Source organism: Jilunia laotingensis (assembly GCF_014385165.1).
Lineage (GTDB): Bacteria > Bacteroidota > Bacteroidia > Bacteroidales > Bacteroidaceae > Bacteroides > Bacteroides laotingensis.
The window spans coordinates 1,025,244-1,047,978 of record NZ_JACRTF010000001.1; the positions used below are offsets into that span (position 1 = coordinate 1,025,244).

Sequence of the window (22,735 nt, forward strand, 5' to 3'; positions counted from 1 at the left end):
TCATAAATAATACTACCATGAAAAAGAAATTTTTACTAATGGCATTGCTTGTCTTTTCACTAGCAGCAACAGCCCAAAACCCAAAAGAGATTCTGAAAGCCGTGAAGAAACACGATAAAGCCGTGTATTTGAAACCGGGCTGGATACGCGACCCATACATTTATCTGGCACCGGACGGATTTTATTACTTGACCGGAACCACTCCCACGAATGGAGACAAACGGGAGATAGAGGATAAATACAATCTCGGACTATCACCACAAGCCAAGAAACTGGGATTAAAGCCCAGCCTCGTAGGTTACCAAGTTCGTGTATGGAAGAGTAAAGACCTTGCCAATTGGGAATACGTAGGCGAACCGTTCTCCCTTGACAGGGGGTTCTGGGCACAGCAACAGCCGGAAGCCTTCAAAAACACTCCCAAAGAAGAGTGGTTCCTTTGGGCACCCGAAATGTATTACGCAGATGGCAAATGGGTAGCTGTCCATACTTCACCCAGTCCGGTTAAAAATGGCGCCAACCTCATTATCATGGACAATCTCGGAAAGAGCAACAAGCTTGAATTCCCGATGGGAAAAGATGTCAGAGACAAACACGACCCTTCCTTGTTCCGCGATGATGACGGCACTTGGTATATGACTTGGAGCAATACGTTGATCGCTCCGTTAAAGCCCGGATTTACCGGATTGGCAGCCGATCCTGTCCGCATCGATCCTTCCAACCGCGTCATCGGCCACGAAGGTGCCACATTGAAAAAAATCGGAAAGAAGTATGTACACTTCGGAACAGCATGGTCTACCGATCAGGGACGAAAAGGTTCCTACAACTTATACTATTGCACCTCCGATAACATAACCGGACCGTACAGCGAACGCCGTTTCGTAGGACGATTCCTCGGACATGGAACACCCTTTATGGATAAAGACGGCAAATGGTGGTGTACCGCCTTCTTCAACGGTAATGTACCGCCTCTGCCCAAAAATGGTATCCAGACAAAAGACCTGAGCGAAACAGCCCAGACCATCAACGAACAAGGTACCACCATCGTTCCTTTGGAAGTAAAGATACAGAAAGACGGTGATGTCTACATTCGCGCCATCGATCCGGACTACGCGACTCCCGGACCAGACGAAGTACAGAAATTTTAATAGAAAGACTATTTATATGAAAAACCTATATTTACCTCTTACAGCGGCTCTTGCCGCTGTTGGTGCTTCAACATTTGCACAGACTACGAAGCCCAATATCGTGCTGATCATGACCGACCAGCAACGTGCCGACCTTTGCGGCAGAGAAGGCTTTCCGATGGCTATCACTCCATTCGCTGACTCATTAGCTCATCAGAACGTCTGGTTCGACAAGGCTTACACCGTAGCCCCGGCAAGTGCCCCGGCACGCTGTTCGATGTTTACCGGGCGTTTTCCTTCGGCAACCCATGTACGCACCAACCATAATGTACCCGATGTATATTACAACAAGGATATGGTGACCGTCTTGAAAGAAAACGGATACAAAACAGCCCTGGTGGGCAAGAACCATTCCTACCTGAAAGCTAGTGATATGGACTACTGGATAGACTACGGGCATTGGGGTAAAGGCAAAAAGAATACGCCTGAAGAAAAAGAACTTGCCCGTTTTCTCAATCAACAAGCCCGCGGACAATGGTTGGAACCTTCCCCTATCCCGTTGGAACAGCAACAGCCTACCACCATCGTCAACGAAGCTTTGGACTGGATCGGCCAACAAAAAGCAGATGAACCGTTCTTCTTATGGGTTTCATTCGCTGAACCTCATAACCCTTATCAGGTATGCGAACCTTATTATTCAATGTTTGCTCCCGATAAAATTCCACAACCTCGCACTACCCGTAAAGACCTCCCTAAAAAGAGTGACAAATATCAGATCCTATCTCAACTGGAAGACGCCTCCTGCCCCGATCTGCAAAGAGATCTCCCCCGCTTGAGAGGCAATTATATGGGTATGATCCGCCTCATAGACGACCAGGTGAAGCGTATGATAGAAACACTGAAAGCAGAAGGAAAATACGAGAACACCATCTTTATCATCCTTGCCGACCACGGTGATTACTGCGGTGAATACGGATTGATTCGCAAAGGTGCCGGGACACCCGAATGCCTCACCCGTATCCCGATGGTATGGGCAGGTTATGGCATCAAACAACAAAAACAACCGATGGACGCCCATGTTTCCCTGGCAGATATATTCCCCACTTTATGTACCGCTATCGGCACCGATATACCCGTTGGAGTACAAGGCAGAAGCTTGTGGCCTATGCTTACAGGACAAGAATACCCAAAGAAAGAATTTGCCAGCATCATCGTCGAACAGGGATTCGGAGGAGAAGACTTCACACTTAATGAGCCGTTGACCTTTGCAGAAGAAGGAGCATTGACTCCCGGTAAAATCGCTTACTGCGACGAACTGAATACATGGACACAAAGCGGCACTCAACGCATGATCCGTAAAGACGACTGGAAGCTAATCATGGATAATTACGGCAGAGGTGAACTATACAACCTCAAGAACGATCCGTCCGAAATCAACAATCTTTTCGGAAATAAGAAATATGCCGATAAGCAAATGGAACTGATAGAAGCCCTGATAACTTGGAATCTGAGGTTGCAAGACCCACTACCAATCCCAAGAAACAGATATCACTTCAAGCAGAATCCATACAATTATCATTTCACCGACTAATAAAGGAAACGTATCATGAACAAAAGAATATTTGCAGCAGCGCCACTGCTTTTGACGCCTTTCGTTTGGGCACAGGAAAAGCCCAATGTAGTAATTATCCTTGTCGATGACATGGGATATTCCGATATCGGCTGTTATGGAGGAGAGGTTCTGACTCCAAATATTGATAAGCTGGCGTCTACCGGAACCCGTTTCACCCAATTCTACAACACTTCCCGTTCTTGCCCGGCAAGAGCCAGCCTGATGACAGGACTATTTCAACATCAGGCAGGCATCGGACAAATGTCCGAAGATCCCGGTTCCCAAAAAAAGAATGGTGATAAAGACAAAAACGATTGGGGCACGGACGGCTACAAAGGTTTCCTCAACCGGAGATGTGTTACCATCGCGGAAGTACTGAAAGAAAGCGGTTATCATACCTATATGGCAGGTAAATGGCATCTGGGGATGCACGGACAAGAGAAATGGCCGTTGCAAAGAGGTTTCGAACGCTTCTACGGTATATTGGCAGGTGCATGTAGTTACCTGAGACCGGACGGTGGCCGCGGATTGACCATGGACAACACCAAACTGCCGGCACCGGAGGCTCCCTATTATACCACGGATGCTTTTGCCGACCATGCTGTTCAATTCGTCAATGAGCAGAAAGATGATAATCCTTTCTTCCTCTATTTGGCATTCAATGCTCCCCACTGGCCATTACAGGCAAAAGAAGCGGACATCCAGAAGTTCACAAAGCTATACCGTTCCAAAGGCTGGGATAAAATCCGCCAAGCACGCTACAAACGCATGGCTAAGATGGGAATCATAGACAAAAACGTAGGTTTCGCTGAATGGGAAAACCGTTCCTGGGATGAACTGACGGAAAAAGAAAAGGACGAATCAGCCTATCGCATGGCTGTCTATGCAGCACAAGTACACTGCGTCGACTACAATGTAGGAAAAGTGATCGAATGTTTGAAGAAGAACAATAAACTCGATAACACCCTGATTTTTTTCCTCTCGGACAACGGAGCTTGTGCCGAACCCTATGAAGAGCTGGGAGGCGGCAAGCAGGAAGATATCAACAACCCCTCACACAGCGGAATGCCATCGTACGGAAGAGCCTGGGCACAAACCTCCAACACTCCGTTCCGGAAATATAAATGCCGTTCCTACGAAGGAGGTATTTCCACTCCACTCATCGTTTCATGGCAAAAAGGATTAGGAAACGGAAAAGGAGAGCTATGCCGTGTCCCCGGATATCTGCCCGATATCATGCCGACTGTATTGGAAGCCACCGGAGCCAGCTATCCCCAGACCTATCACGGAGGCAACCCGATCTATCCGCTGGCAGGCACAAGCTTGTTCCCCGCCATTGAGAAGAAAACCGATTCATTACACGAATACATGTATTGGGAACATCAGGGTAACCGTGCCATCCGCTATGGCGAATGGAAAGCAGTTCGCGACCAGACCGGCACGGTATGGGAACTTTTCAATATCGAAAAAGATCGCACAGAGAAACATAACTTGGCGGCACAAAATCCTGAGTTACTTCATAAACTGATCAAGGAATGGGATCAATGGGCCGCCCGTCATTTCGTACTTCCCAAACATGCAGGTGACAAAGAACAAACGAATTAACTAATTCCGAATAAAACAAAAAAGCATATGAAAGCAATTCCTATTACAGCAGGTCTGCTGCTGGCTTCTTCACTTTATGCACAAGAAAAGCCGAATATTGTTGTCTACTTGGCAGATGACCATGGTTGCGCACAAAGTGAACCTTACGGAGATACCTTCATCAAGACACCCAAGATGCAGGAACTTGCTGACCAAGGCATGTTGTTCGAGAATGCATACATCGCTTCTCCCGCATCCGGTCCCAGCCGAGCTGCTCTTTTGAGTGGAATGATTCCCGTACACAACGGAGCAGTAGGCAATCATCGGCTTCCGCGCCCCGAAAGTCAGAAGATGGTCAAGCAATTGCAAGAACAAGGATACGAAGTGGTTGCCTTCGGTAAAATAGCCCACGGTAAGAAACACGCGGAACTATGCGGTTTTGATGAGCTTGAATGGTACAATTGGAACAGTGATACAAAACTGTCCGAATCCGTATCGGCATACCTGAAAAAAAGAACTTCCAAAAAGCCGCTTTGCCTGATGGTAGGCGATCACAGGCCACATGTACCTTGGGGGAAAGAGAGCATTTACAATCCGGCCGAAGTTAATCTGCCCGATTACTTGATCGATACCAAGGAAACACGTGAACATTGGGCACGTTATCTGTCGGACATCACCCGGATGGATAAAACGATGACGGAAATCGACCAGATGGCTACCGATTATTTCGGTAACAATAATTTCGTCTTCATTTACAGTGCCGACCACGGATGTCAATGGCCATTCGGCAAATGGAACCTGTATGAACTGGGTGTCAGAGTACCGTTCATTGTCAGATGGCCGGGACAAATCGAAGCAGGCGTGCGCAGTAATGCTATGATTAGTTGGATAGACTTCATGCCCACTCTGATAGACCTTGCAGGGGGCAAAGTATCCGACGATGTGGATGGCCGCTCTTTTGCTCCGGTCTTACTGGGCAATACAAAAAAGCACCGGGATTTAATCTTCACTACGCACAATAGCGATGGCGACTTTAATCTTTATCCCATTCGTGCCGTGCGTAACGAACGTTTTAAGTATATTCGCAACTTACTTCCCGATTGCTACCATTCCAATCACTCCGATATTCTGCGCAAAGACGGTGCAGGAGCCTATTGGGATTCCTGGGATGAAGTGGCACGGAACGACAAACAGGCAGCCGCCATCATCGACCGTTATTACCGCAGACCGGCAATCGAATTGTACGATCTGAAAAAAGACCCGGGAGAACGGCACAATCTGGCAGATGATCCGAAATATAAAAAGGAACTGAAGAAAATGTCCGATTTGCTGGACAAATGGCTGGAAGAAGAGGGGGATGATGAGTCACTCGATTATGCACCTTATCCCCTGAACGGACCGACCCCGCATCAGGTTCACCAAGCCCGGGAAGTAAACAAGAAAAAGAATAAAAAATAATACTCAAACAAATACATGATGAAAAAGCATTTATTACTCGCTGGTACACTGGCACTTGGTGCAAGTATATCCGCACAGGAAAAACCGAATATAATTATCATCCTTGCAGATGACCTGGGATTTTCCGATTTGGGCTGTTTCGGAGGAGAAATACATACTCCCGTACTGGATGGCATGGCAAAAAAAGGAGTACGCATGACACAATTATACAACAGTGCCCGCAGTTGTCCTTCCCGTGCCAATCTTTTGACCGGACTCTATCCTCATCAGACGGGGTTGGGGCACATGACAGGCAATCATCCCAACTGGCCTCGTGGTTATTCCGGTTTCCGTTCCGAATCGGACAACGTAACCATCGCTGAAGTTCTGAAGGACAACGGCTATTTCACAGCGATGGCTGGAAAATGGCACTTGGGTAAAGTAAACCCTATACAGCGCGGTTTCCAAGAGTATTTCGGACTTTTGGGAGGTTTCGACTCATTTTGGAATCCCAAAGTTTATTCACGTCTACCCGAAGACCGTACCCCACGTCAGTATGCCGAAGGAGAGTTTTATGCCACCAATGTAATCACGGATTATGCCATAGATTTCATCAATCAGGCAAATGACGAAAAACAACCCTTGTTCCTGTATCTGGCTTACAACGCCCCTCATTTTCCTCTTCATGCTCCGAAAGAAATGACGGACAAATACATGAAAACCTATATGCAAGGCTGGGACAAAATACGTGATGCACGTTGGAAAAGAATCGTAAAGCTAGGACTCATGCAGGGAAATCCCCAATTGAGCCCCCGCGGCATCGTTCCGGAAAGCTTCATGTTCAAAGGACCGAACTACGAGCTTCCGGCATGGGATTCACTGACTAAAGATCAGCAGACAGACCTTGCACGCCGCATGTCTATCTTTGCAGCCATGGTAGATATCATGGACCAAAACATCGGCCGTGTCATGAACACCCTGAAAAAGAACGGGGAACTTGATAATACATTTATCATCTTTATGTCCGACAACGGAGCCTGTGCCGAATGGACTGAATTCGGTTTCGACAAACACAGCGGCCTGAACCACCACACGCACGTAGGCGAAGAACTCGACCAGATGGGTTTGCCGGGTACTTACCACCATTACGGAACCGGATGGGCAAATGTATGCTGTACTCCGTTCACCCTTTACAAGCATTTTGCTCATGAAGGCGGCATCTCCACTCCCTGCATCATCAACTGGGGCAAGAACGTGAAGAACAAAGGAGGCATCGACCATCAACCGGCACAGTTTGTCGATATCATGTCCACTTGCCTCGATCTGGCAAAGGCAGAATATCCCAAGACCTATCAAGGACGTACCATTGCTCCGGCTGTGGGAACTTCACTTTTACCAATCGTAGAAGGCAAGCAACTTCCTGAACGTTACATTTATGCCGAACACGAAGGTAACAGAATGGTTCGCAAAGGTGACTGGAAACTGGTATCCGCCTATTGCAAACAAGATAATTGGGAACTGTATAACATCCGTGAAGACCGAACGGAACAAAACGACTTGTCCGCCAAATATCCGGAAAAAGTAAAAGAGCTGGAAGAAGCCTACTTCGAATGGGCAGACCGCAGCGACGTTCTTTACTTCCCCAAATTTTGGAACGAAAGCAACAAGCAAAGCAAATTGAAATTCAAAGAATACAAAACAAGATAAACGAATATCAATGGACTAGATTACCCTCTGTTCGGTTCATACCCGGACAGAGGGTATTTTTTATCTCTTCAGTAGGACGTATTTACAAAAGAATATACTTTCTTTGCAGTCGAATACAACCCTTTTAAAACGATAAAACTTATGAAAAGTAGATGGCTGCTATTAATGTTCTTAATTACAAACTTATTCGTACATGCACAGTCCCCGTCAACGGAAATTGCTCCGGGCGTTTTTATGCTTAAAGCCGGGACAGCAGATTCTTTAACCCCACTCCGGGTATTTAAACCGGAAATAAAGCTAGAAAGCATGAAACAACTTCCGGTCTCCGACTTACCTTTTGATTTATATGATATCCGGATAGTCACAACAGACAGAGGTTGCCAGATCGAAGTACCCTTGGCAGACGACGAACAAATATACGGATTCGGATTGCAGATAGAAACGTTCGAGCAAAGAGGGCTTCGCAAACGCCCCATAGTGAACGACAACCCTTACGGAGGACTGGGATTGTCCCATGCCCCGCAACCTTTTTACATATCCAGCAAAGGATACGGCATTCTGGTGAATACGGCCCGATACACCACCTTTCTTTGCGGTTCCAATCAAAGACAAAAGTATCAACCTTCCGTTTCCGGGAGACAAAAAGGGGAAGTCGCTTTGACCACGGAAGAACTTTATAAAAACAGGGGGAATGGTAATGGAGTACATATCGATATTCCCGGAGCCAAAGGCATAGAAGTATTGGTAATCTCCGGTCCAGACGTAAAAAGAGTGGTACAACGTTATAATTTACTCTCCGGTGGAGGCTGCTTGCCTCCGTTGTGGGGATTAGGCTTCAAATACCGTGTCAAGGGAGATGCCGTGCAGGATTCAGTCATGCGTTTTGCCAATTATTTCCGTGAAAACAAGATTCCATGCGATGTGATCGGTTTGGAACCGGGATGGCATACGGCAGCCTATTCCTGTTCATATGTTTGGAGCGACCACTTTCCCCATCACCGGCAAATGATTCAAGACTTGAAGCAGCAAGGCTTCAAAGTCAATCTATGGGAACATGCTTATGTCAATCCGGCAGCACCTTTTTATGAGAAGATGAAACCCTATGCCGGTGATTATCTGGTATGGAACGGGCTGGTTCCGGATTTCACGCTTCCGGAAGCTCGTACATTATTCACCGACCATCATAAGACATTGATGGAAGAAGGAATCAGCGGCTTTAAGATGGACGAATGTGATAATTCGAATATCACAAAAGCTGATGCAACATGGGGATTTCCCGATATGTCACGTTTCCCTTCGGGATTGGACGGTGAACAGATGCATCAGTTATTCGGTTCGCTTTACGTCACCACATTGGATAGCATGTACCGGAAAGCCAATCACCGTGCTTTTCAGGATTATCGAGCTTCCGGGTTGTTTATGTCCTCCGTTCCGGCAGTCATTTATAGTGACATCTATGGGCATGAAGATTATATACGCATGATGTGTAATGCAGCCTTCGGTGGTTTACTCTGGTGTCCGGAAGTCAGAGAATCCCATTCTCCCGAAGAGTTCTTCCACCGCTTGCAAACAGTTATTTTATCTCCGCAAGCCATGGTAAATGCCTGGTATCTGCAATACGCACCGTGGCTTCAATTTGACAGAGACAAGAACAACCGGGCGGAATTTCTGCCCGAAGCCCAACAGTTTGAACAGTATAGCCGCGAACTGATAAACCTTCGTATGCAATTGATACCTTATCTATACACAGCCTTTTTTGCCTATCATCAACAAGGCATCCCTCCTTTCCGTCCGTTATTGATGGATTATCCGGGCGACCCGCAGGCAAGCAAGCTGTATGACCAATATATGATTGGGGACGGCTTGATGGCTGCCCCCTTATATAAAGACACTAACCGACGAACCGTCTACTTCCCGGAAGGAACCTGGTATAACTTCAATACAAACGAAACCTATGAAGGGGGAAAAAGCTACCTGATAGAAACAGCTTTCAATCAACTTCCGTTATATGTCAAGTCCGGTACTCTTCTACCGTTGGCAGAGCCGGTTCAATTTGTATCCCCAACTAGCAGCTTCCAACTTACCTGCAAAGTATATGGAAGTCCTGTCTCTCCCGTAGTTCTTCTGGAAGACGATGGAGAGAGTTATGATTATCAATCCGGAGCCTATAACACCATCACTTTACAAGTTGACAAGAAGAAAGTCAAACTACAACGTAAAGGTTCATATAAAGGAAAACGGTTCATATTGAAGAGCTATGAGTTTATTCCATAAAATAGGCACATTTTAGATATTCCCTGTTGCTGCATTATCTCATATAAAATGATAAAAGTCAATTGATGGAATTTGATAGAATGAAACCAACCTGCCCCACAGCATGGGTTGGTTTCATAGCTACACAAAACGACACACAATTAAATGTCTTTCCTTAAGGAGCAGACATATCTGTGGCCACAATCACAAACAATGACTCTCCAAATTGTACTATTAATGGCTGCTTATAACTTCAAAAGAGCCATGAGAATACTTTTATACTTTATAGAAAAATTAGCAAAAGATTGTCAGGCAGCGATATTTCGCTAAAATAAACTTTTAAGGCACAACTAAATAAACCTATATTATGCCGATAGAATAAATCTAGCAACTCTTTATTCTATCGGCACTGCTAAGTTTAAAGCTAATCAGACTAGTTATTTCAGATCTCCCACCACAATAACCGGTTCTTTATCCTTTGATTGTATGGCAGTGACTGTTTCAAAGCCAGAATCCCAAGCAGGCAAGAAATTACAACTTTCACCTTTATCTGTAATTTTATCTTTAGAGGGCAATTTAGTAACATAGGTTTTGCCATCAGCCTTACTGTAATATCCCCAAAAGGTCTCTTTATTAACATTGTAACTGAAGTAAATACGGGTATCCGTTTCCATTACCGTACCTAGCTGATAAGTACCCTTGTTCTTTTCGGGCATATCACGATAAGCATAGTTGGGTGTTTTACTACCCAAATCAAACTGGATATGCGGAATAAGCTTGCAATCACCTATTTCGTAAACAGTCGTTCCCCAAAGAAGCTCCTTAAAATAATGTTTGCCATCGTAATCATAAAACTGACCCTGAAAATAAGGGTTGTCTTCTCCGTTTTTTTTGTAAGTCCTTTCTTCAGGGATTGTACATTTCACCTTACCTTTCCCGTCAAAGAAAACAACGAATACACTGTCATTTCCCGACTGATTATTTACAAAACAAACATATTCATCAGCCCCGGTTCTTTTAAAGTTCACGATCTGTTTTTCATATATAGAGGGTTTTGGAAGTCGAGTAACGACCTCACCTATTTTCAGATCTATACCATACCATGTGGGCACTCCACCATCAAGAACTTCCAAGTAAAAATAGTTCTTATTACGATCATACGTATTGACCGGAAGCTGATCTCCTGAATGAATCCTTTTTAAAAATTTACCTTCCAAATCATAAAGATATAATTCGGATGGCCAACAGGAAAGCAACAGTTTGTTGTCTCTAGTAGTGTAAGGCTTTATAAGACTAAATGGCTTATCTGCACCCTGACCAATATTGATACTATACACATCTGCAAAAATATCGCTTTTTGCGAAGCTTTTCACATGAATGGCCTGATCAGTATCGATATTTATCTGAGCACTTAACGGTAAGGCTATTATCAATAACAAGATTGAAAAATATTTTGTTAGCATAAATTTCTTTTCCATAATGATAAAATTTTAAATTAATAATTAATGCGAATCAGTAGTTGAACTCTGATTCATTGTTTTAGAAAATTAAATAAATGAATGCGATGGCACTTTTTCCCATCGTATGCACTAGAAGCCCATACTTAGATCTGCCCTTCATCACTCTTTGAATATTTGTTTTCTCATTCAGCCAGTTGAAAAACGATTCTATGGGTTGTCCGACCTTTGAAACAGCTGTCGAGAATAGGTCTCTGCCTGCTTTCTCCCTTTGAGTAATAATAGCGGCTTCTCCCTTTATTACTTTTACAGGCCTGAGCATAGTAATTTCCTGTTCCTGCTGCTTATTTCCCTAGAAAGAGAAATCAGGGTATATCTTATCTGCAAAGATATTCCTGTGGTTCAGTCCATCAGCCACCTCTCTTTTAAGAACCGTCAAATCATTTTCCTCTGCCGATGATAAGATTATCATTTCAGGGAATGGTATTTTCCATCCCACTTAAATATCCTTTTCTGCTCTTTTATGACAACTTCATCCAAAGTTATCACTGTATCATTCAGCACATACTTAATAGAGTCACTACTGATTATCGAATCATTTCGTTGAAATGCCCCGTTTGCCACCATAGCTACAGAAGTAATAATAAATGGAAAAAGATACTTCATAATTATATTATTCTAACTCATTATTTATCTCCTTTGATGTTATGCATCCATATTTGCCTTATAGGAGCCAATAACCTTTCTAATACACTCAAATCTTCTAATATGATATCTGCCATCCCTTTTAGTTCCTGATCCGGAGGTAATTCTTTTCCATAGTTCGTTTCCAATCCATTAGGAAGCGACACTTCGACTATAAAATTCCCTTCAGCAGTAGGTACGGGAGAAACAGCAAATATTTCTCCTTGTACATAGCCAAACTCTTTTTCCGGGTAGTTAGATAAACGGATATGAGCCTTCTGTCCAATTTTCACTTTTCCGGAACTTTGAATTGGTAAAAACGCCTTTCCTTTAGGAGCAGACATATCTGTGGGCACAATCACAAACAATGATTCTCCGGATTGTACATTCTGTTTCTGAGTCCAAACGGTAATAAAAGTTATTATCCCATCTATTGGACTCTCAAGTAAATAATCTTGCTTCCACGCTTGCAATTTAGCCAGTAATTGTTCTAATGTATTTTTCAGTTCTGTCTGATACTGTTGTTCTTCATCTATCCATTGCTTCATTACATCCAATACATTCTCTTCACTTTGCCTTACTTGCATTTCTGCCTGCAATAAATTGATACGAGAAGTCTCAATAGCCCGCAACTGTTGTAAATATTGACTTTTTGAGACATCAAACTCCGCAGGAATCAGAACATTATCCACATACAATATCGAGTCACGAGTATATATCCTGTTAGCCACTTTCATTTCCTTTTCAGCCAAATTGTGTTGACGTCTTATCAAACCATAATACTTTTTTTGATCCGCCAACCGTTCTTTTTCCGTACATATCTTTTTATCATAATAGTTTAGCTCTTTAAAATGAGTGTACTTAAGAAGAACCGATACAAAAGACGAATATATTGCTTGTATATCTCCTAACTGCAAGGTAGCCGTTTCAAATATTATTTTGCCCTCGTTCAATGAGTATCCCCTCCGTTGCCAATCCTGCAAATTTTGCATTAACCAAAGTACATCATTCGTGACAGCCGGATTTATAATACAGCCTAAAAAAGTTCCTTTTGACACTTTTTGGTGATTGCCTACATAGAGTGTATCCAATCTCCCGGAAACCCGTGCCAATACATAAGTTGGCGGATTTTCCGTTGTCACTGTTATGTCAGCTTGTAATACATCCGGATATTTAAAAAGATAACAACCGATAAACAATATAATTACTATAAAAAAAAGTGCTGTAATGCCAGAACGTATAATCCAGGGGGAGATCTTATTCATCACCTCTTGTACTTCATCACTACGAAGTTCTATTTCATTGTTGTTCTTTTCTTCTTTTATCATATCCCCATAATGTCTAATCGCTCAACTCTAATTGGTTTTTCACCAATTGAAAATAAAGTCCTTGCATCCCTACAAGTTCCGCATGGGTCCCTTCCTCAGCAATAATTCCCCCGTCAAGTACAATTATGTTATCCGCGTTTTTAACAGTACTTAGACGATGAGCCACCACTACTACAGTTTTTCCCTTATAAAATTCATCTAGGTTTTTCATTATTTCCATTTCATTATTAGCATCCAATGCATTAGTGGCTTCATCAAAAAAAAGGAACTCCGGATTTTTATAAACAGCGCGGGCTATAAGAATTCTCTGTCTTTGCCCCTGACTTATTCCATTTCCTTCCATCCCGATTTTAGTATCATACCCCAAAGGGAGCGATTCAATAAAATTTCTAATATTGGCTACTGTAACAGCATGCCTCAACCGTACTCTGTCTATTATCTCTTCACCTACAGCAATATTCTGCGCTATCGTTTCTGAAAAAATAAAGCCATCCTGCATCACCGAGCCGGTTTTTGCTCTCCATAAATGTGGATTAATCATTTGTAAAGGTGTATCACCAACTTTAATTTCCCCTTTATTGGGCAAATATATTCCCAACATCAATTTTATCAATGTTGTTTTTCCACTACCACTTGCCCCCACTATAGCTGTAACACGATGTTCCGGAATCACCAGGTTCAAATTTCTCAATACATAATTTCTATTCGATCCATCATAGCTGAATGAAAGATCTTCAATCCGTATTTCTCGCCTTCCTTCTAAAACCGATACCTTCGAAGAAATTCCTATCTCCTCATCTTGCTGCCCATGTATATCGTTCAGTCGTTCCAGACTAATCTTTGCATCCTGAAATTCCTGGGCAAAACCAATAAAAGCCCCGATAGGCCCAGATAATTGACCGATAATATAGGTCAGAGACATCATCATTCCCAATGTCATTTGTCCTTCAACTACAGCCTTGGCTGCTATAAAAGTAATGAATACATTGGTCGTTTGATAAAAGAAGATAGAACCAACCTGTTGAATTTGACCTAAAGTCAACCCCTTTACCCTAATTTTATACAACTTTACCTGAATTCGTTCCCATTGCCAACGTTTTTGTTTTTCACAATTATTCAGTTTAATTTCCTGCATAGCCGTTATCAATTGAATCAAACTACTTTGCTCTCCGGCAGCTTGTGTAAAACGTCTGACATCCAACTCACGCCTATATTTCATAAACAAAAATATCCAACCTATATACAAAGCATTACCGAATAAAAAGATTCCTAAAATAATCAAGTCATAATAAGCTAATACAAAAGCGAAAATGAAGAAATTTACAAATGAAAAGAGAGTATTTATGGACGATCCTGTCAAAAAGTTTTCAATACGATTGTGATCACCGATACGTTGCATAGTATCCCCTACCATTTTAGTGTCAAAGAAGCGAATGGGAAGCTTCATTAATTTCGTCAGGAAGTCAGAAATCAAAGAAATATTGATACGGGTATTCATATGTAGCAAAATCCAACTTTGGATGAAACTGACAGAAAGTTGAGATATCGAAATTATAATTTGCGCTATCAACACCAAAGTAATAAAATTTATGTTTCCATTTTGAATCCCCACATCAACCAGTGATTGGGTCAGAAAAGGGAAAATAAGCTGTAATAGACTAGCTGTCAACATGCCCAAAACAAGTTGTATCAACTGTTTTTTGTAAGGAGTGAGATATTTAACAAAAAAGACGAGATTCCGTTTCCCACTCATTTTTTCATCTTCATTCTCAAAAAAATCAGGTCCCGGTTCCATAAGCAACGCCATACCTTTTTCTTCCCCATTTTTTTGAGTTGCAATCCAACATTTCTTTAATTCTGCTTCATCATAAGAAACCAATTGAGAGGCAGGGTCTGCAATATAATATCGAAAACCCGAATGTTTTTTACGAATATCATAGCACACCACAAAATGCCGTTGATTCCAATGTAAAATACAAGGCAAAGAAACATCCCTTGTCAGTTGCTGTAAAGAGATCCGAACTCCCGAAGTCCGAAAACCGATTGACTCAGCAGCATCACTTATCCCTAACATCGAAACTCCTTCACGTGCTATAAAAGAACGTTCACGAAGAGTTTGCAATGAATAGTGTTTGCCATAATATTTCGCAATCATACGTAAACACGTTGGTCCGCAATCCATTGTATCATATTGGGTATAGAAAGGAAACGATCTCATTTTTCTTTTAAATATCGTCACACAAAAATCAATTCAACTCATTGCTTTAGCATTTTGAGCAATGATAGATTTATAGTATGTCCATAATATATAATATATAACTAATTCATGCGCTCTAGGACAATTATCAAAATAACGATTAATTAACATGTGTATATAACTAACTATATTATAATGTTTAATATTGCTTTTCTGCAAAGCATATTTAGTGAATAATTTTTGAATAGTTGTGCTTGTTTTTTTAATATACAAACAATCTTTAATAAATAAATTTCCATTCATAATATTATAAACATCCCCTTTTACTTCCCTATACTTATTTGATAAATATTTTTTATCTTTTGTATTGTAATTGAATTCATCCAAAAATTGAGATGTCAACTTTTTAAACTGATTACATTTATCAAAAACAGAAAATTCAAAAATATTTAAGAGTTCATCAATCATCATAATAACTGGAATCCACATTCTTTTTTCTTCAACTCTATTAGAACGCAGTTCATTTAATTGATGCAAAACCATTTCACTTTGATGGAAAAAAAGGCTTTCAGAAAATTCGATAGTAAGTTCTCCACCATAACGTTCCATTTCTCGATTATAAGTATCGGCCTGAATTTTCCAAATATATTTCTTAACGATATCTTGCTTTATAGCATCATTAAACAAGCCAATAAGTAAACCTAAGTGGCCTGTTCTAACCAAATGGAACCTTATTCTCAAATGGTATTCAGGATCACCATATCTCAAATAAAACCATTTATCAATTATACCATCATTCAATAATTTATCTTTTAAAGAACAAATAGAATCTAACAGTATCCTATCTGATTCTGCTGGATTTACATATATTTTCAAGTACACCCATTCATCACCAAGTATAAAAATTCTTTGCATATATTTTATATTTAATAATTACCTCTATAAAAACCAAAAATAAATTGATTACTATATACTTCATTATCTTGTATCACAATTGATTGCTTTTGGAAACGCAAACTTTCACGCAAAACAACAACATCTCTTTTTTTTACTTCGGATAGAAAGATTCCTATGCTTAATTCTGAATGCAAATCTAATAGTAGATGATTGTCTCCTTCACATAATTCTACATACTGGGGAATTTTATTCATATCTATCCATTCGTTAAAACGTGTATATAATTCTGTTCCTTTCTGAATGTACGACAACATTTCATTGACATTGATACGCCATTCTGCTAAAGATAATATCACATTTTTATATTGAACTCGTGGGAAATAATTATAAATATCATATAAACCTCTCCAAGAGAAGATAAGCGCACCTCTTTTTCCATATAAACCAATAGATCCTAAAAAATTATAAATAGGTAATGCATCTTTGCTATTATAATTATGGGCAGTGGACAACATTGGCACGACCGTTCTATTTAACTTCTTAGACCGCAATATGACCTTTCCTCCCTTAATGCTAACCATCAAATCAGATAAAATTATTTTTTTAGCAAAAGAATTGCAAAAATAAGGTATTTCATATTCCCGCAGTTTCGGTCTCTGTAACACATTTCCAGTCCTAGAAAATGGTATATGAACTACTTCCGCTAAAATATCATTACAAGATAACAGATTCTCTTTTTGGGTAATTTCTACCAAATATTTTTCAACATTACTACTATGTCCAAAACGGCTAATTAAATTACAAGCACTTGAATTTCCTGCAGAATTAAAAAATATTTCTCCATTTTGATATAGTTCACAAAACACAGAGATTGTAGCTGGAATATCATCCCACTTCTCTTCAAATTCAGAAAAAGCAAACTCATCTAAAATAATATTTTCTCCTTTTTTTAAAGCTTCTAAATATTTTCTGTTCAATATTTGTTCATATTTGTCCCAATGCATACCCTTTAATGGATGTTTGTTATTGATTGGCATTTGCTTTATAAGTGAATCCAAATAAGGAATACTCCTATAACCTATACCTATTCTATCATCTAACGCTTCCAAAAGTGGTATTTCTGCAGTATCGTATCTCTCTTTAAATCTTCGGACAAAATCTTCTATTTCTACATTAGGATTATAAAATGAAATTCTATTAACAAACCTCAACGCCTCATATAGCTGATTAACAATTTTAAAATCAATAGATAGTTTACTATAACATCGTTCCAAATCACATTGAAACAAGTACTTTCTATCGATCTTTATTCCTAATTCTTTTATTAATCCTTCTAGTTCAGAATAAATATTGAGAGTTTCACCAAGTTTCGTCTTATCTATATTATTTAACTTTTCTTTTATTCGACTTAAAATATCTAATTCTGCTATTTTTACCTGATAAGATTTTAGTTTTGCAATAATATAGTCCAATAAATCCCCACCAGTCACAAACGGATATAATTCACTAATTAACAACTGATTATCAATTAATTCATCGATAAAATTCAAGGCTTCTTCCAAATTAATATCATCATTCACTATAGATAGTGCTAAATCCATACGTCTCTGACCATGCATAGCTTTATTAAGAATCATCATTAAAGCATCTGATCTATCGACAGATGATTTTATATGAGATTTGACAGCACCTAAAAAAATTTCTTCAGTGTATAATAGAATATTATCTCCTATAAGCTCAAATATTGTTGAATTAGGATAATATAATAGAGATTCTTTCAAACAATTATTCCGTTCCAGAATTTGTGATATAACATATGTACAAGTCATATCCAAACGCGTTTTTCTTTTAAAAGAATCCATTTTTATCTGGGTACTAGCACCTACATTTCCTATAGAAAATGAAGAAAACAAGCCAAATGGCGTACACCTTGTACTCATACGCTTCACATATTTCCAAATAGATTGTTTAAAACGAATTTGATCCTTGTTATTAAGAAATCCTTGACGAAATTTACTAATCTCAGAATACAAACTAGGGGACGCAAGGTAAAGAGCTTCTAATATTCTTTTGTCCGCTAAAAGACTATCAATATCGGATTTTTTCATCATATCCAATAGCCATGATAAAGAATACAATGGTATTCTCATAATAAAAGAGTCAAATGCCTTATACATAATCAATCTAATAAAAATAATTTATTCCAAAATTGTTGCTTCTCTAGAGTAGACAATAAGACAAGTCCAATCCCTGAAATTCCTTCCAAAAGAGAAAAATTATCATACCATTTACCCAAATAAAACGACTTATATCCTGCAGCCTTTCCACCTGGAATATTAAAGTCTAATAATCTGTGAAGCCAATAGTTAGATGCATCTTTAAACATCTGCTCTCCCGTCTCTTCATATATCCTTGAAAAGAAATAACTCACACCCGATATACCATGGCAGAACCCCGCATCTATAATAGAAGTTTCTGCTAATAATCTCCTCTTGGTTGAATATTCAAAAACTTGAAAAGCTTTAGTTATCCAATTATTATTATTTAAAACATTACCAGCCTTCCACAGAGCCCATGCAATACCTAAATCACCATAACACCATGCCAAACGACTATTTTGAACTATACCTTTTTTTATCCCGCTAGGAAAATAACTATGACAATTTCTATCCTGTAATTCATTAGATAATATATAATTTATATTTTTTACTATTAAAAGTTCAACTCTCCTCCTCTCGACATTTAATTTGTATATTTTACACAATATCAGAATAATTCCAGCACTTCCATGTGCCAGTGATAGGTCATAATTTTCAACTCCATCATATAAATTGAACATACACTGCCATTTTATCCCTCCACTTCGTTCATCAATAATAGAAACCTGATCTATAAAATCAATGACATCACATATAATCTCTGCATCCCTTGATGTAAACTCCTCTTTTTCTATGAAATATAAAGAAATACCTAAAATCCCATGTAAATAATCATATACTTTGCTAACCTTCATTTTATTTTTTAAAACAGTAGCAATATATTCATTAGCATCCTGGTCTATCTCAGTGTGTATAATACCAGTTCTTTTCAATAGATTAAGCATATAAGCAACCCCTGGTATTCCTGCTGAAAAGGTAACATACTGATCGTGTTTAATTTCATCCAAAATACCCTCCACCACCTTTACTCCTTTATCGAATATTATTTTATCATTAAAAATATCCGCATAATAAAAAAGAAATATAGCAATACCTGCATTTCCACTTAACAGCCCTATTCCATGATTCCCTTCATCTATAAAAGATTCTATAGAATGCAAAATTTCTTCAAGACGCTCCAAAATACACTTTATCATTTCCAAGATTTTTCGTCATTACATTTTTTTGTAAACAAAAGTCATAACAGGAAGGGTAAACAAAAAATATAATATCCCTGCAATCCCTCCTACATTTATAAATGAAATGCTCTCCTTCATCAAACTCATATATGCCCGATAAGGATAATAATAAGGAGAATACACCACATACTCCCAATTTGCGGCTACTATAGAAAACATCACCCCCAAACAAGTAATACCTAACACTACAGAGAAACGTTTAAACAAACAGCTAAACAAGTAATGAAGATAGACAAGCACCAAACTGCCTTGATAAAGTTTCACAAAAAATACTGCCATTATGCCTCTTGCATCATACTCGCCAAAGCCGTATTGAGGCAAAAAATGAGACAAAGGAAAAGAGAAAGTCCAAAACGCTGCATACGCTCCCAATACAGACAAAGTTACTACTTCCCAAATAAACACTAATCTCGCCCCTAATACGCAATTCCTACTAACTGGCAATATAAACAACCGTTGAAAGTTTGAATGGCGATATTCTAATTCAAACAACGAATAAGACGTAATACCCATCAATAACGGATATAAAAAAACATATAATTGGAAAAGATAGCGAACCGTATACAGCCACGGATTCAAGTACAACCCGTCATGCCCACGTGCATCATATAGTATATATACCATATTCAACAAGCTTAACACCCATGGTAGCAACAGTATCAACCAGACACTGAAATTACGTTTGGCCTTTAGATGCTCAAACCTCAATAATGAAAAAAATCCGTTCATACCGACATCATTTTTAAAAAGACAGATTCTAATGACGATGCATCGCTTTCTACCGCATCAATGGTAATCCCTGAACCAATTAACAGTTCCAACAATTTTTGAAACGTTAGAGTGTCGTCTGTAATCACCGATAAAACTCCCGATATATAAAGATCAGATGCTACACCATGTGTTTCTAGAAAAGTAGCAAGTGCTTCTGCATCCGCACATTTCACATGTATGTGCCTATTCACTTTTTTAACCAGATCGACAAGTGTACCATCATATAGCAAACTTCCTTCTTTCAAAATACCAATGTGAGTACATATTTTATCCATTTCACTCAATATATGACTAGAACAGAAAATAGTTTTCCCTTCTTGATGTAAGCGAAGCATCAAGTGACGGATATCATGCACTCCTTCAGGATCTAAACCATTCATCGGTTCATCCAGAAACAAAATATCCGGATCATGATAAATAGCCATTGCTATACCCAAACGCTGTTTCATACCGGTAGAAAACTTGCCTACCTTTTTATTCGCTGCAACTTCAAGCCCTACCCATCGCAAAACTTCATTCATACGATTTTTTCCAATCTGATATAAACAGTCCAGACATTGAAGATTCTCCAAAGCAGTTAAATCCGGATAATAGGACGGACCGCCAACTAAAGCACCCACTTTAGTCAATATTGATAACCGGTGGGGCTGAAACTCTTTTCCATGGAAAAACACCTTTCCCTGTAAAAAAGGAAGTAACCCAAGAAGAATACGTATCGTGGTAGTTTTACCTGCACCATTCTGTCCGAGATAACCGTATATGGCACCTTCAGGAACAGACAAACAGATATCCTTCAATATTTCCTGCTTCTTAAAGCAAAATCTAAGATTTTGAGTTTCAATGATTGTCATGTCAATAGGTAGGTTTTGTCATTTTATCAATATAAATCAAAATGTCCGTCATCTCGCTCCAATCATTCCCGACACTGAGTCCTTGATTGATCCCTGAAACAAACCGACGGTTCAACCATGAAGCGGTGTCCAATTCTGAAAAATCAAGATAACCTTCGGAAATACCACAAGAATGAATCTGATATTCCAACGATTTACGGCTTAAAGTTCTGAATGTTCTTCCATCTGGGTCTATCCTTCCGTAAGAGGAAAAAACGACAGAAATAACTTCATCTCCCAAATAGTCTTTTAGATAGTTCCCGAAAGGCTTGAATTCCACAAGTTTACCATCTTCATACAATGCATGAAGATTTGAACACCAAACGATTATCTTTCTATCTTTATATACAGTATTAGCCAGCCAGTTAAAATTATCAGCCATAAGCGAATCCCGCAACTGCATCCTATAAGCTTCTCCCGGCTCATATTGCCTACATGCTTCAAGATAACTTTTCAATCCTTGCAAATATCTATAATAAAGTTCATCTGTTCGATTATCTGGTACCATTCTCTCTTTCACAACTAAAGCCATCTGCCCAATGTCGGAAAGTAAACGGGTAAATTGCAACGTATCCAATATATTCGGATTTATAAACAAATATTTAATATGCGATTGAGACTGAACAAAATCCGGATACTTTTGAATATCAACATCTTTGGTATGCAGATATTCCTTCACTCTTTTTAACCGTAATGAATCAGAAATATCCCCGGTATATTGCACATCAAACCCTCCAAGTTCAATAGGGTTGTCTGACTTTCGGGATTTTTTGTAGAATTCCCATAGAGAGTTGCTTTCATGATTACTGCACCAAAAATAGTATAATCCATGCAAAGGTTCCAAAGATTCTTCCTGATTCATGAGCCACATGTCATACATACCGGCTTCATACAACACAACATTATATCCGAAACGCTCATGAAGAGTTCTTATCAACCGTTCCTTGTAAGATATTGTTTTCCCGTCAGAATGAGTTTGTTCGCCAAGTAAAACAACTCGATGGTCGGAAAGCCGAAGTAAAAGTCGCGAATATTCTGCCGTATCAGATGATAAGTCATGTACATATCTTTCTATCTCAAGTTTATCAACATCCTGATTAACAGGAGAAAACGACCATATACCTACGATAATAATGCAGATATAAAAGAACAATAGAATATAAACACGCGCATAATGCATACTCAAAATTATAATATAAAAAATAAATACATATGCAAACTACACAAATCATATAAATTAGACTATTTTCATCCGTGTAGTTTGCATATTTATCAGCATAAATGAATATACACTGTACCGCTATATTTCACTTAATAACAAAATAAGCTATTTTCATTATCTGCTTTAAATTAGAATATTCACCTTAGAATGAACTATTCCATATGCCCATAATACA

16 protein-coding genes are annotated in these 22,735 nt (G+C 39.5%); 6 read left to right on the plus strand and 10 right to left on the minus strand.

The window, feature by feature from the left end:
• Nucleotides 1-17 precede the first annotated feature (17 nt).
• The 6 genes from H8744_RS04055 to H8744_RS04080 all read left to right on the plus strand — a co-directional run bounded on the left by H8744_RS04055 (nucleotide 18) and on the right by H8744_RS04080 (nucleotide 9,738).
• Complete coding sequence (locus tag H8744_RS04055; RefSeq protein WP_262433619.1) at nucleotides 18-1,145, plus strand: family 43 glycosylhydrolase; 1,128 nt, start codon at nucleotides 18-20, stop codon at nucleotides 1,143-1,145.
• Between the two features lie 16 nt (nucleotides 1,146-1,161).
• Nucleotides 1,162-2,715, plus strand: a complete 1,554-nt coding sequence (locus tag H8744_RS04060) for a sulfatase family protein (protein ID WP_262433620.1) — start codon at nucleotides 1,162-1,164, stop codon at nucleotides 2,713-2,715.
• A 15-nt stretch (nucleotides 2,716-2,730) separates the two neighbouring features.
• Complete coding sequence (locus H8744_RS04065) at nucleotides 2,731-4,341, plus strand: arylsulfatase (RefSeq protein ID WP_262433621.1); 1,611 nt, start codon at nucleotides 2,731-2,733, stop codon at nucleotides 4,339-4,341.
• Nucleotides 4,342-4,368: 27 nt separating this feature from the next.
• Nucleotides 4,369-5,778 carry a sulfatase family protein gene (locus tag H8744_RS04070; protein WP_262433622.1) on the plus strand — a complete coding sequence of 470 codons (1,410 nt, stop codon included), beginning with the start codon at nucleotides 4,369-4,371 and terminating at the stop codon, nucleotides 5,776-5,778.
• A gap of 18 nt (nucleotides 5,779-5,796) precedes the next feature.
• Complete coding sequence (locus tag H8744_RS04075; protein WP_369411051.1) at nucleotides 5,797-7,464, plus strand: arylsulfatase; 1,668 nt, start codon at nucleotides 5,797-5,799, stop codon at nucleotides 7,462-7,464.
• Between the two features lie 141 nt (nucleotides 7,465-7,605).
• Complete coding sequence (locus H8744_RS04080; protein ID WP_262433624.1) at nucleotides 7,606-9,738, plus strand: glycoside hydrolase family 31 protein; 2,133 nt, start codon at nucleotides 7,606-7,608, stop codon at nucleotides 9,736-9,738.
• 416 nt (nucleotides 9,739-10,154) lie between these two features.
• On the opposite strand, the gene H8744_RS04085 is transcribed toward H8744_RS04080, so the two are convergent.
• The 10 genes from H8744_RS04085 to H8744_RS04130 form a co-directional block, all read right to left on the minus strand.
• On the minus strand, nucleotides 10,155-11,195 hold the full coding sequence (locus tag H8744_RS04085; protein WP_262433625.1) for a DUF4934 domain-containing protein: 1,041 nt from the start codon (nucleotides 11,193-11,195) through the stop codon (nucleotides 10,155-10,157).
• A gap of 447 nt (nucleotides 11,196-11,642) precedes the next feature.
• Entirely contained in the window at nucleotides 11,643-11,840 is a 198-nt protein-coding gene (locus H8744_RS04090) for a hypothetical protein (RefSeq protein WP_262433626.1), read from the minus strand.
• A gap of 20 nt (nucleotides 11,841-11,860) precedes the next feature.
• On the minus strand, nucleotides 11,861-13,183 hold the full coding sequence (locus tag H8744_RS04095; protein ID WP_369411052.1) for an HlyD family secretion protein: 1,323 nt from the start codon (nucleotides 13,181-13,183) through the stop codon (nucleotides 11,861-11,863).
• Nucleotides 13,184-13,199: 16 nt separating this feature from the next.
• Entirely contained in the window at nucleotides 13,200-15,404 is a 2,205-nt protein-coding gene (locus H8744_RS04100; RefSeq protein ID WP_305067438.1) for a peptidase domain-containing ABC transporter, read from the minus strand.
• A gap of 33 nt (nucleotides 15,405-15,437) precedes the next feature.
• Nucleotides 15,438-16,298 carry a thiopeptide-type bacteriocin biosynthesis protein gene (locus H8744_RS04105; RefSeq protein ID WP_262433629.1) on the minus strand — a complete coding sequence of 287 codons (861 nt, stop codon included), beginning with the start codon at nucleotides 16,296-16,298 and terminating at the stop codon, nucleotides 15,438-15,440.
• A gap of 11 nt (nucleotides 16,299-16,309) precedes the next feature.
• On the minus strand, nucleotides 16,310-18,430 hold the full coding sequence (locus tag H8744_RS04110; protein ID WP_262433630.1) for a lantibiotic dehydratase family protein: 2,121 nt from the start codon (nucleotides 18,428-18,430) through the stop codon (nucleotides 16,310-16,312).
• Nucleotides 18,431-18,459: 29 nt separating this feature from the next.
• On the minus strand, nucleotides 18,460-19,635 hold the full coding sequence (locus H8744_RS04115) for a lanthionine synthetase C family protein (RefSeq protein WP_262433631.1): 1,176 nt from the start codon (nucleotides 19,633-19,635) through the stop codon (nucleotides 18,460-18,462).
• Between the two features lie 18 nt (nucleotides 19,636-19,653).
• Nucleotides 19,654-20,406 carry an ABC transporter permease gene (locus H8744_RS04120; RefSeq protein WP_262433632.1) on the minus strand — a complete coding sequence of 251 codons (753 nt, stop codon included), beginning with the start codon at nucleotides 20,404-20,406 and terminating at the stop codon, nucleotides 19,654-19,656.
• Nucleotides 20,403-21,299, minus strand: a complete 897-nt coding sequence (locus tag H8744_RS04125; RefSeq protein ID WP_262433633.1) for an ATP-binding cassette domain-containing protein — start codon at nucleotides 21,297-21,299, stop codon at nucleotides 20,403-20,405. The genes H8744_RS04120 and H8744_RS04125 overlap by 4 nt, the downstream gene beginning before the upstream one ends.
• Nucleotide 21,300: 1 nt before the next feature.
• Nucleotides 21,301-22,518, minus strand: a complete 1,218-nt coding sequence (locus H8744_RS04130; RefSeq protein WP_262433634.1) for an erythromycin esterase family protein — start codon at nucleotides 22,516-22,518, stop codon at nucleotides 21,301-21,303.
• Nucleotides 22,519-22,735 lie beyond the last annotated feature (217 nt).

Coding starts and splice junctions, on each gene's coding strand:
- H8744_RS04055 (WP_262433619.1), top strand. CDS start 18: ATGAAAAAGAAATTTTTACTAATGGCATTGCTTGTCTTTTCACTAGCA.
- H8744_RS04060 (WP_262433620.1), top strand. CDS start 1,162: ATGAAAAACCTATATTTACCTCTTACAGCGGCTCTTGCCGCTGTTGGT.
- H8744_RS04065 (WP_262433621.1), top strand. CDS start 2,731: ATGAACAAAAGAATATTTGCAGCAGCGCCACTGCTTTTGACGCCTTTC.
- H8744_RS04070 (WP_262433622.1), top strand. CDS start 4,369: ATGAAAGCAATTCCTATTACAGCAGGTCTGCTGCTGGCTTCTTCACTT.
- H8744_RS04075 (WP_369411051.1), top strand. CDS start 5,797: ATGAAAAAGCATTTATTACTCGCTGGTACACTGGCACTTGGTGCAAGT.
- H8744_RS04080 (WP_262433624.1), top strand. CDS start 7,606: ATGAAAAGTAGATGGCTGCTATTAATGTTCTTAATTACAAACTTATTC.
- H8744_RS04085 (WP_262433625.1), bottom strand. CDS start 11,195: ATGGAAAAGAAATTTATGCTAACAAAATATTTTTCAATCTTGTTATTG.
- H8744_RS04090 (WP_262433626.1), bottom strand. CDS start 11,840: ATGAAGTATCTTTTTCCATTTATTATTACTTCTGTAGCTATGGTGGCA.
- H8744_RS04100 (WP_305067438.1), bottom strand. CDS start 15,404: ATGAGATCGTTTCCTTTCTATACCCAATATGATACAATGGATTGCGGA.
- H8744_RS04105 (WP_262433629.1), bottom strand. CDS start 16,298: ATGCAAAGAATTTTTATACTTGGTGATGAATGGGTGTACTTGAAAATA.
- H8744_RS04110 (WP_262433630.1), bottom strand. CDS start 18,430: ATGAGAATACCATTGTATTCTTTATCATGGCTATTGGATATGATGAAA.
- H8744_RS04115 (WP_262433631.1), bottom strand. CDS start 19,635: ATGATAAAGTGTATTTTGGAGCGTCTTGAAGAAATTTTGCATTCTATA.
- H8744_RS04120 (WP_262433632.1), bottom strand. CDS start 20,406: ATGAACGGATTTTTTTCATTATTGAGGTTTGAGCATCTAAAGGCCAAA.
- H8744_RS04125 (WP_262433633.1), bottom strand. CDS start 21,299: ATGACAATCATTGAAACTCAAAATCTTAGATTTTGCTTTAAGAAGCAG.
- H8744_RS04130 (WP_262433634.1), bottom strand. CDS start 22,518: ATGCATTATGCGCGTGTTTATATTCTATTGTTCTTTTATATCTGCATT.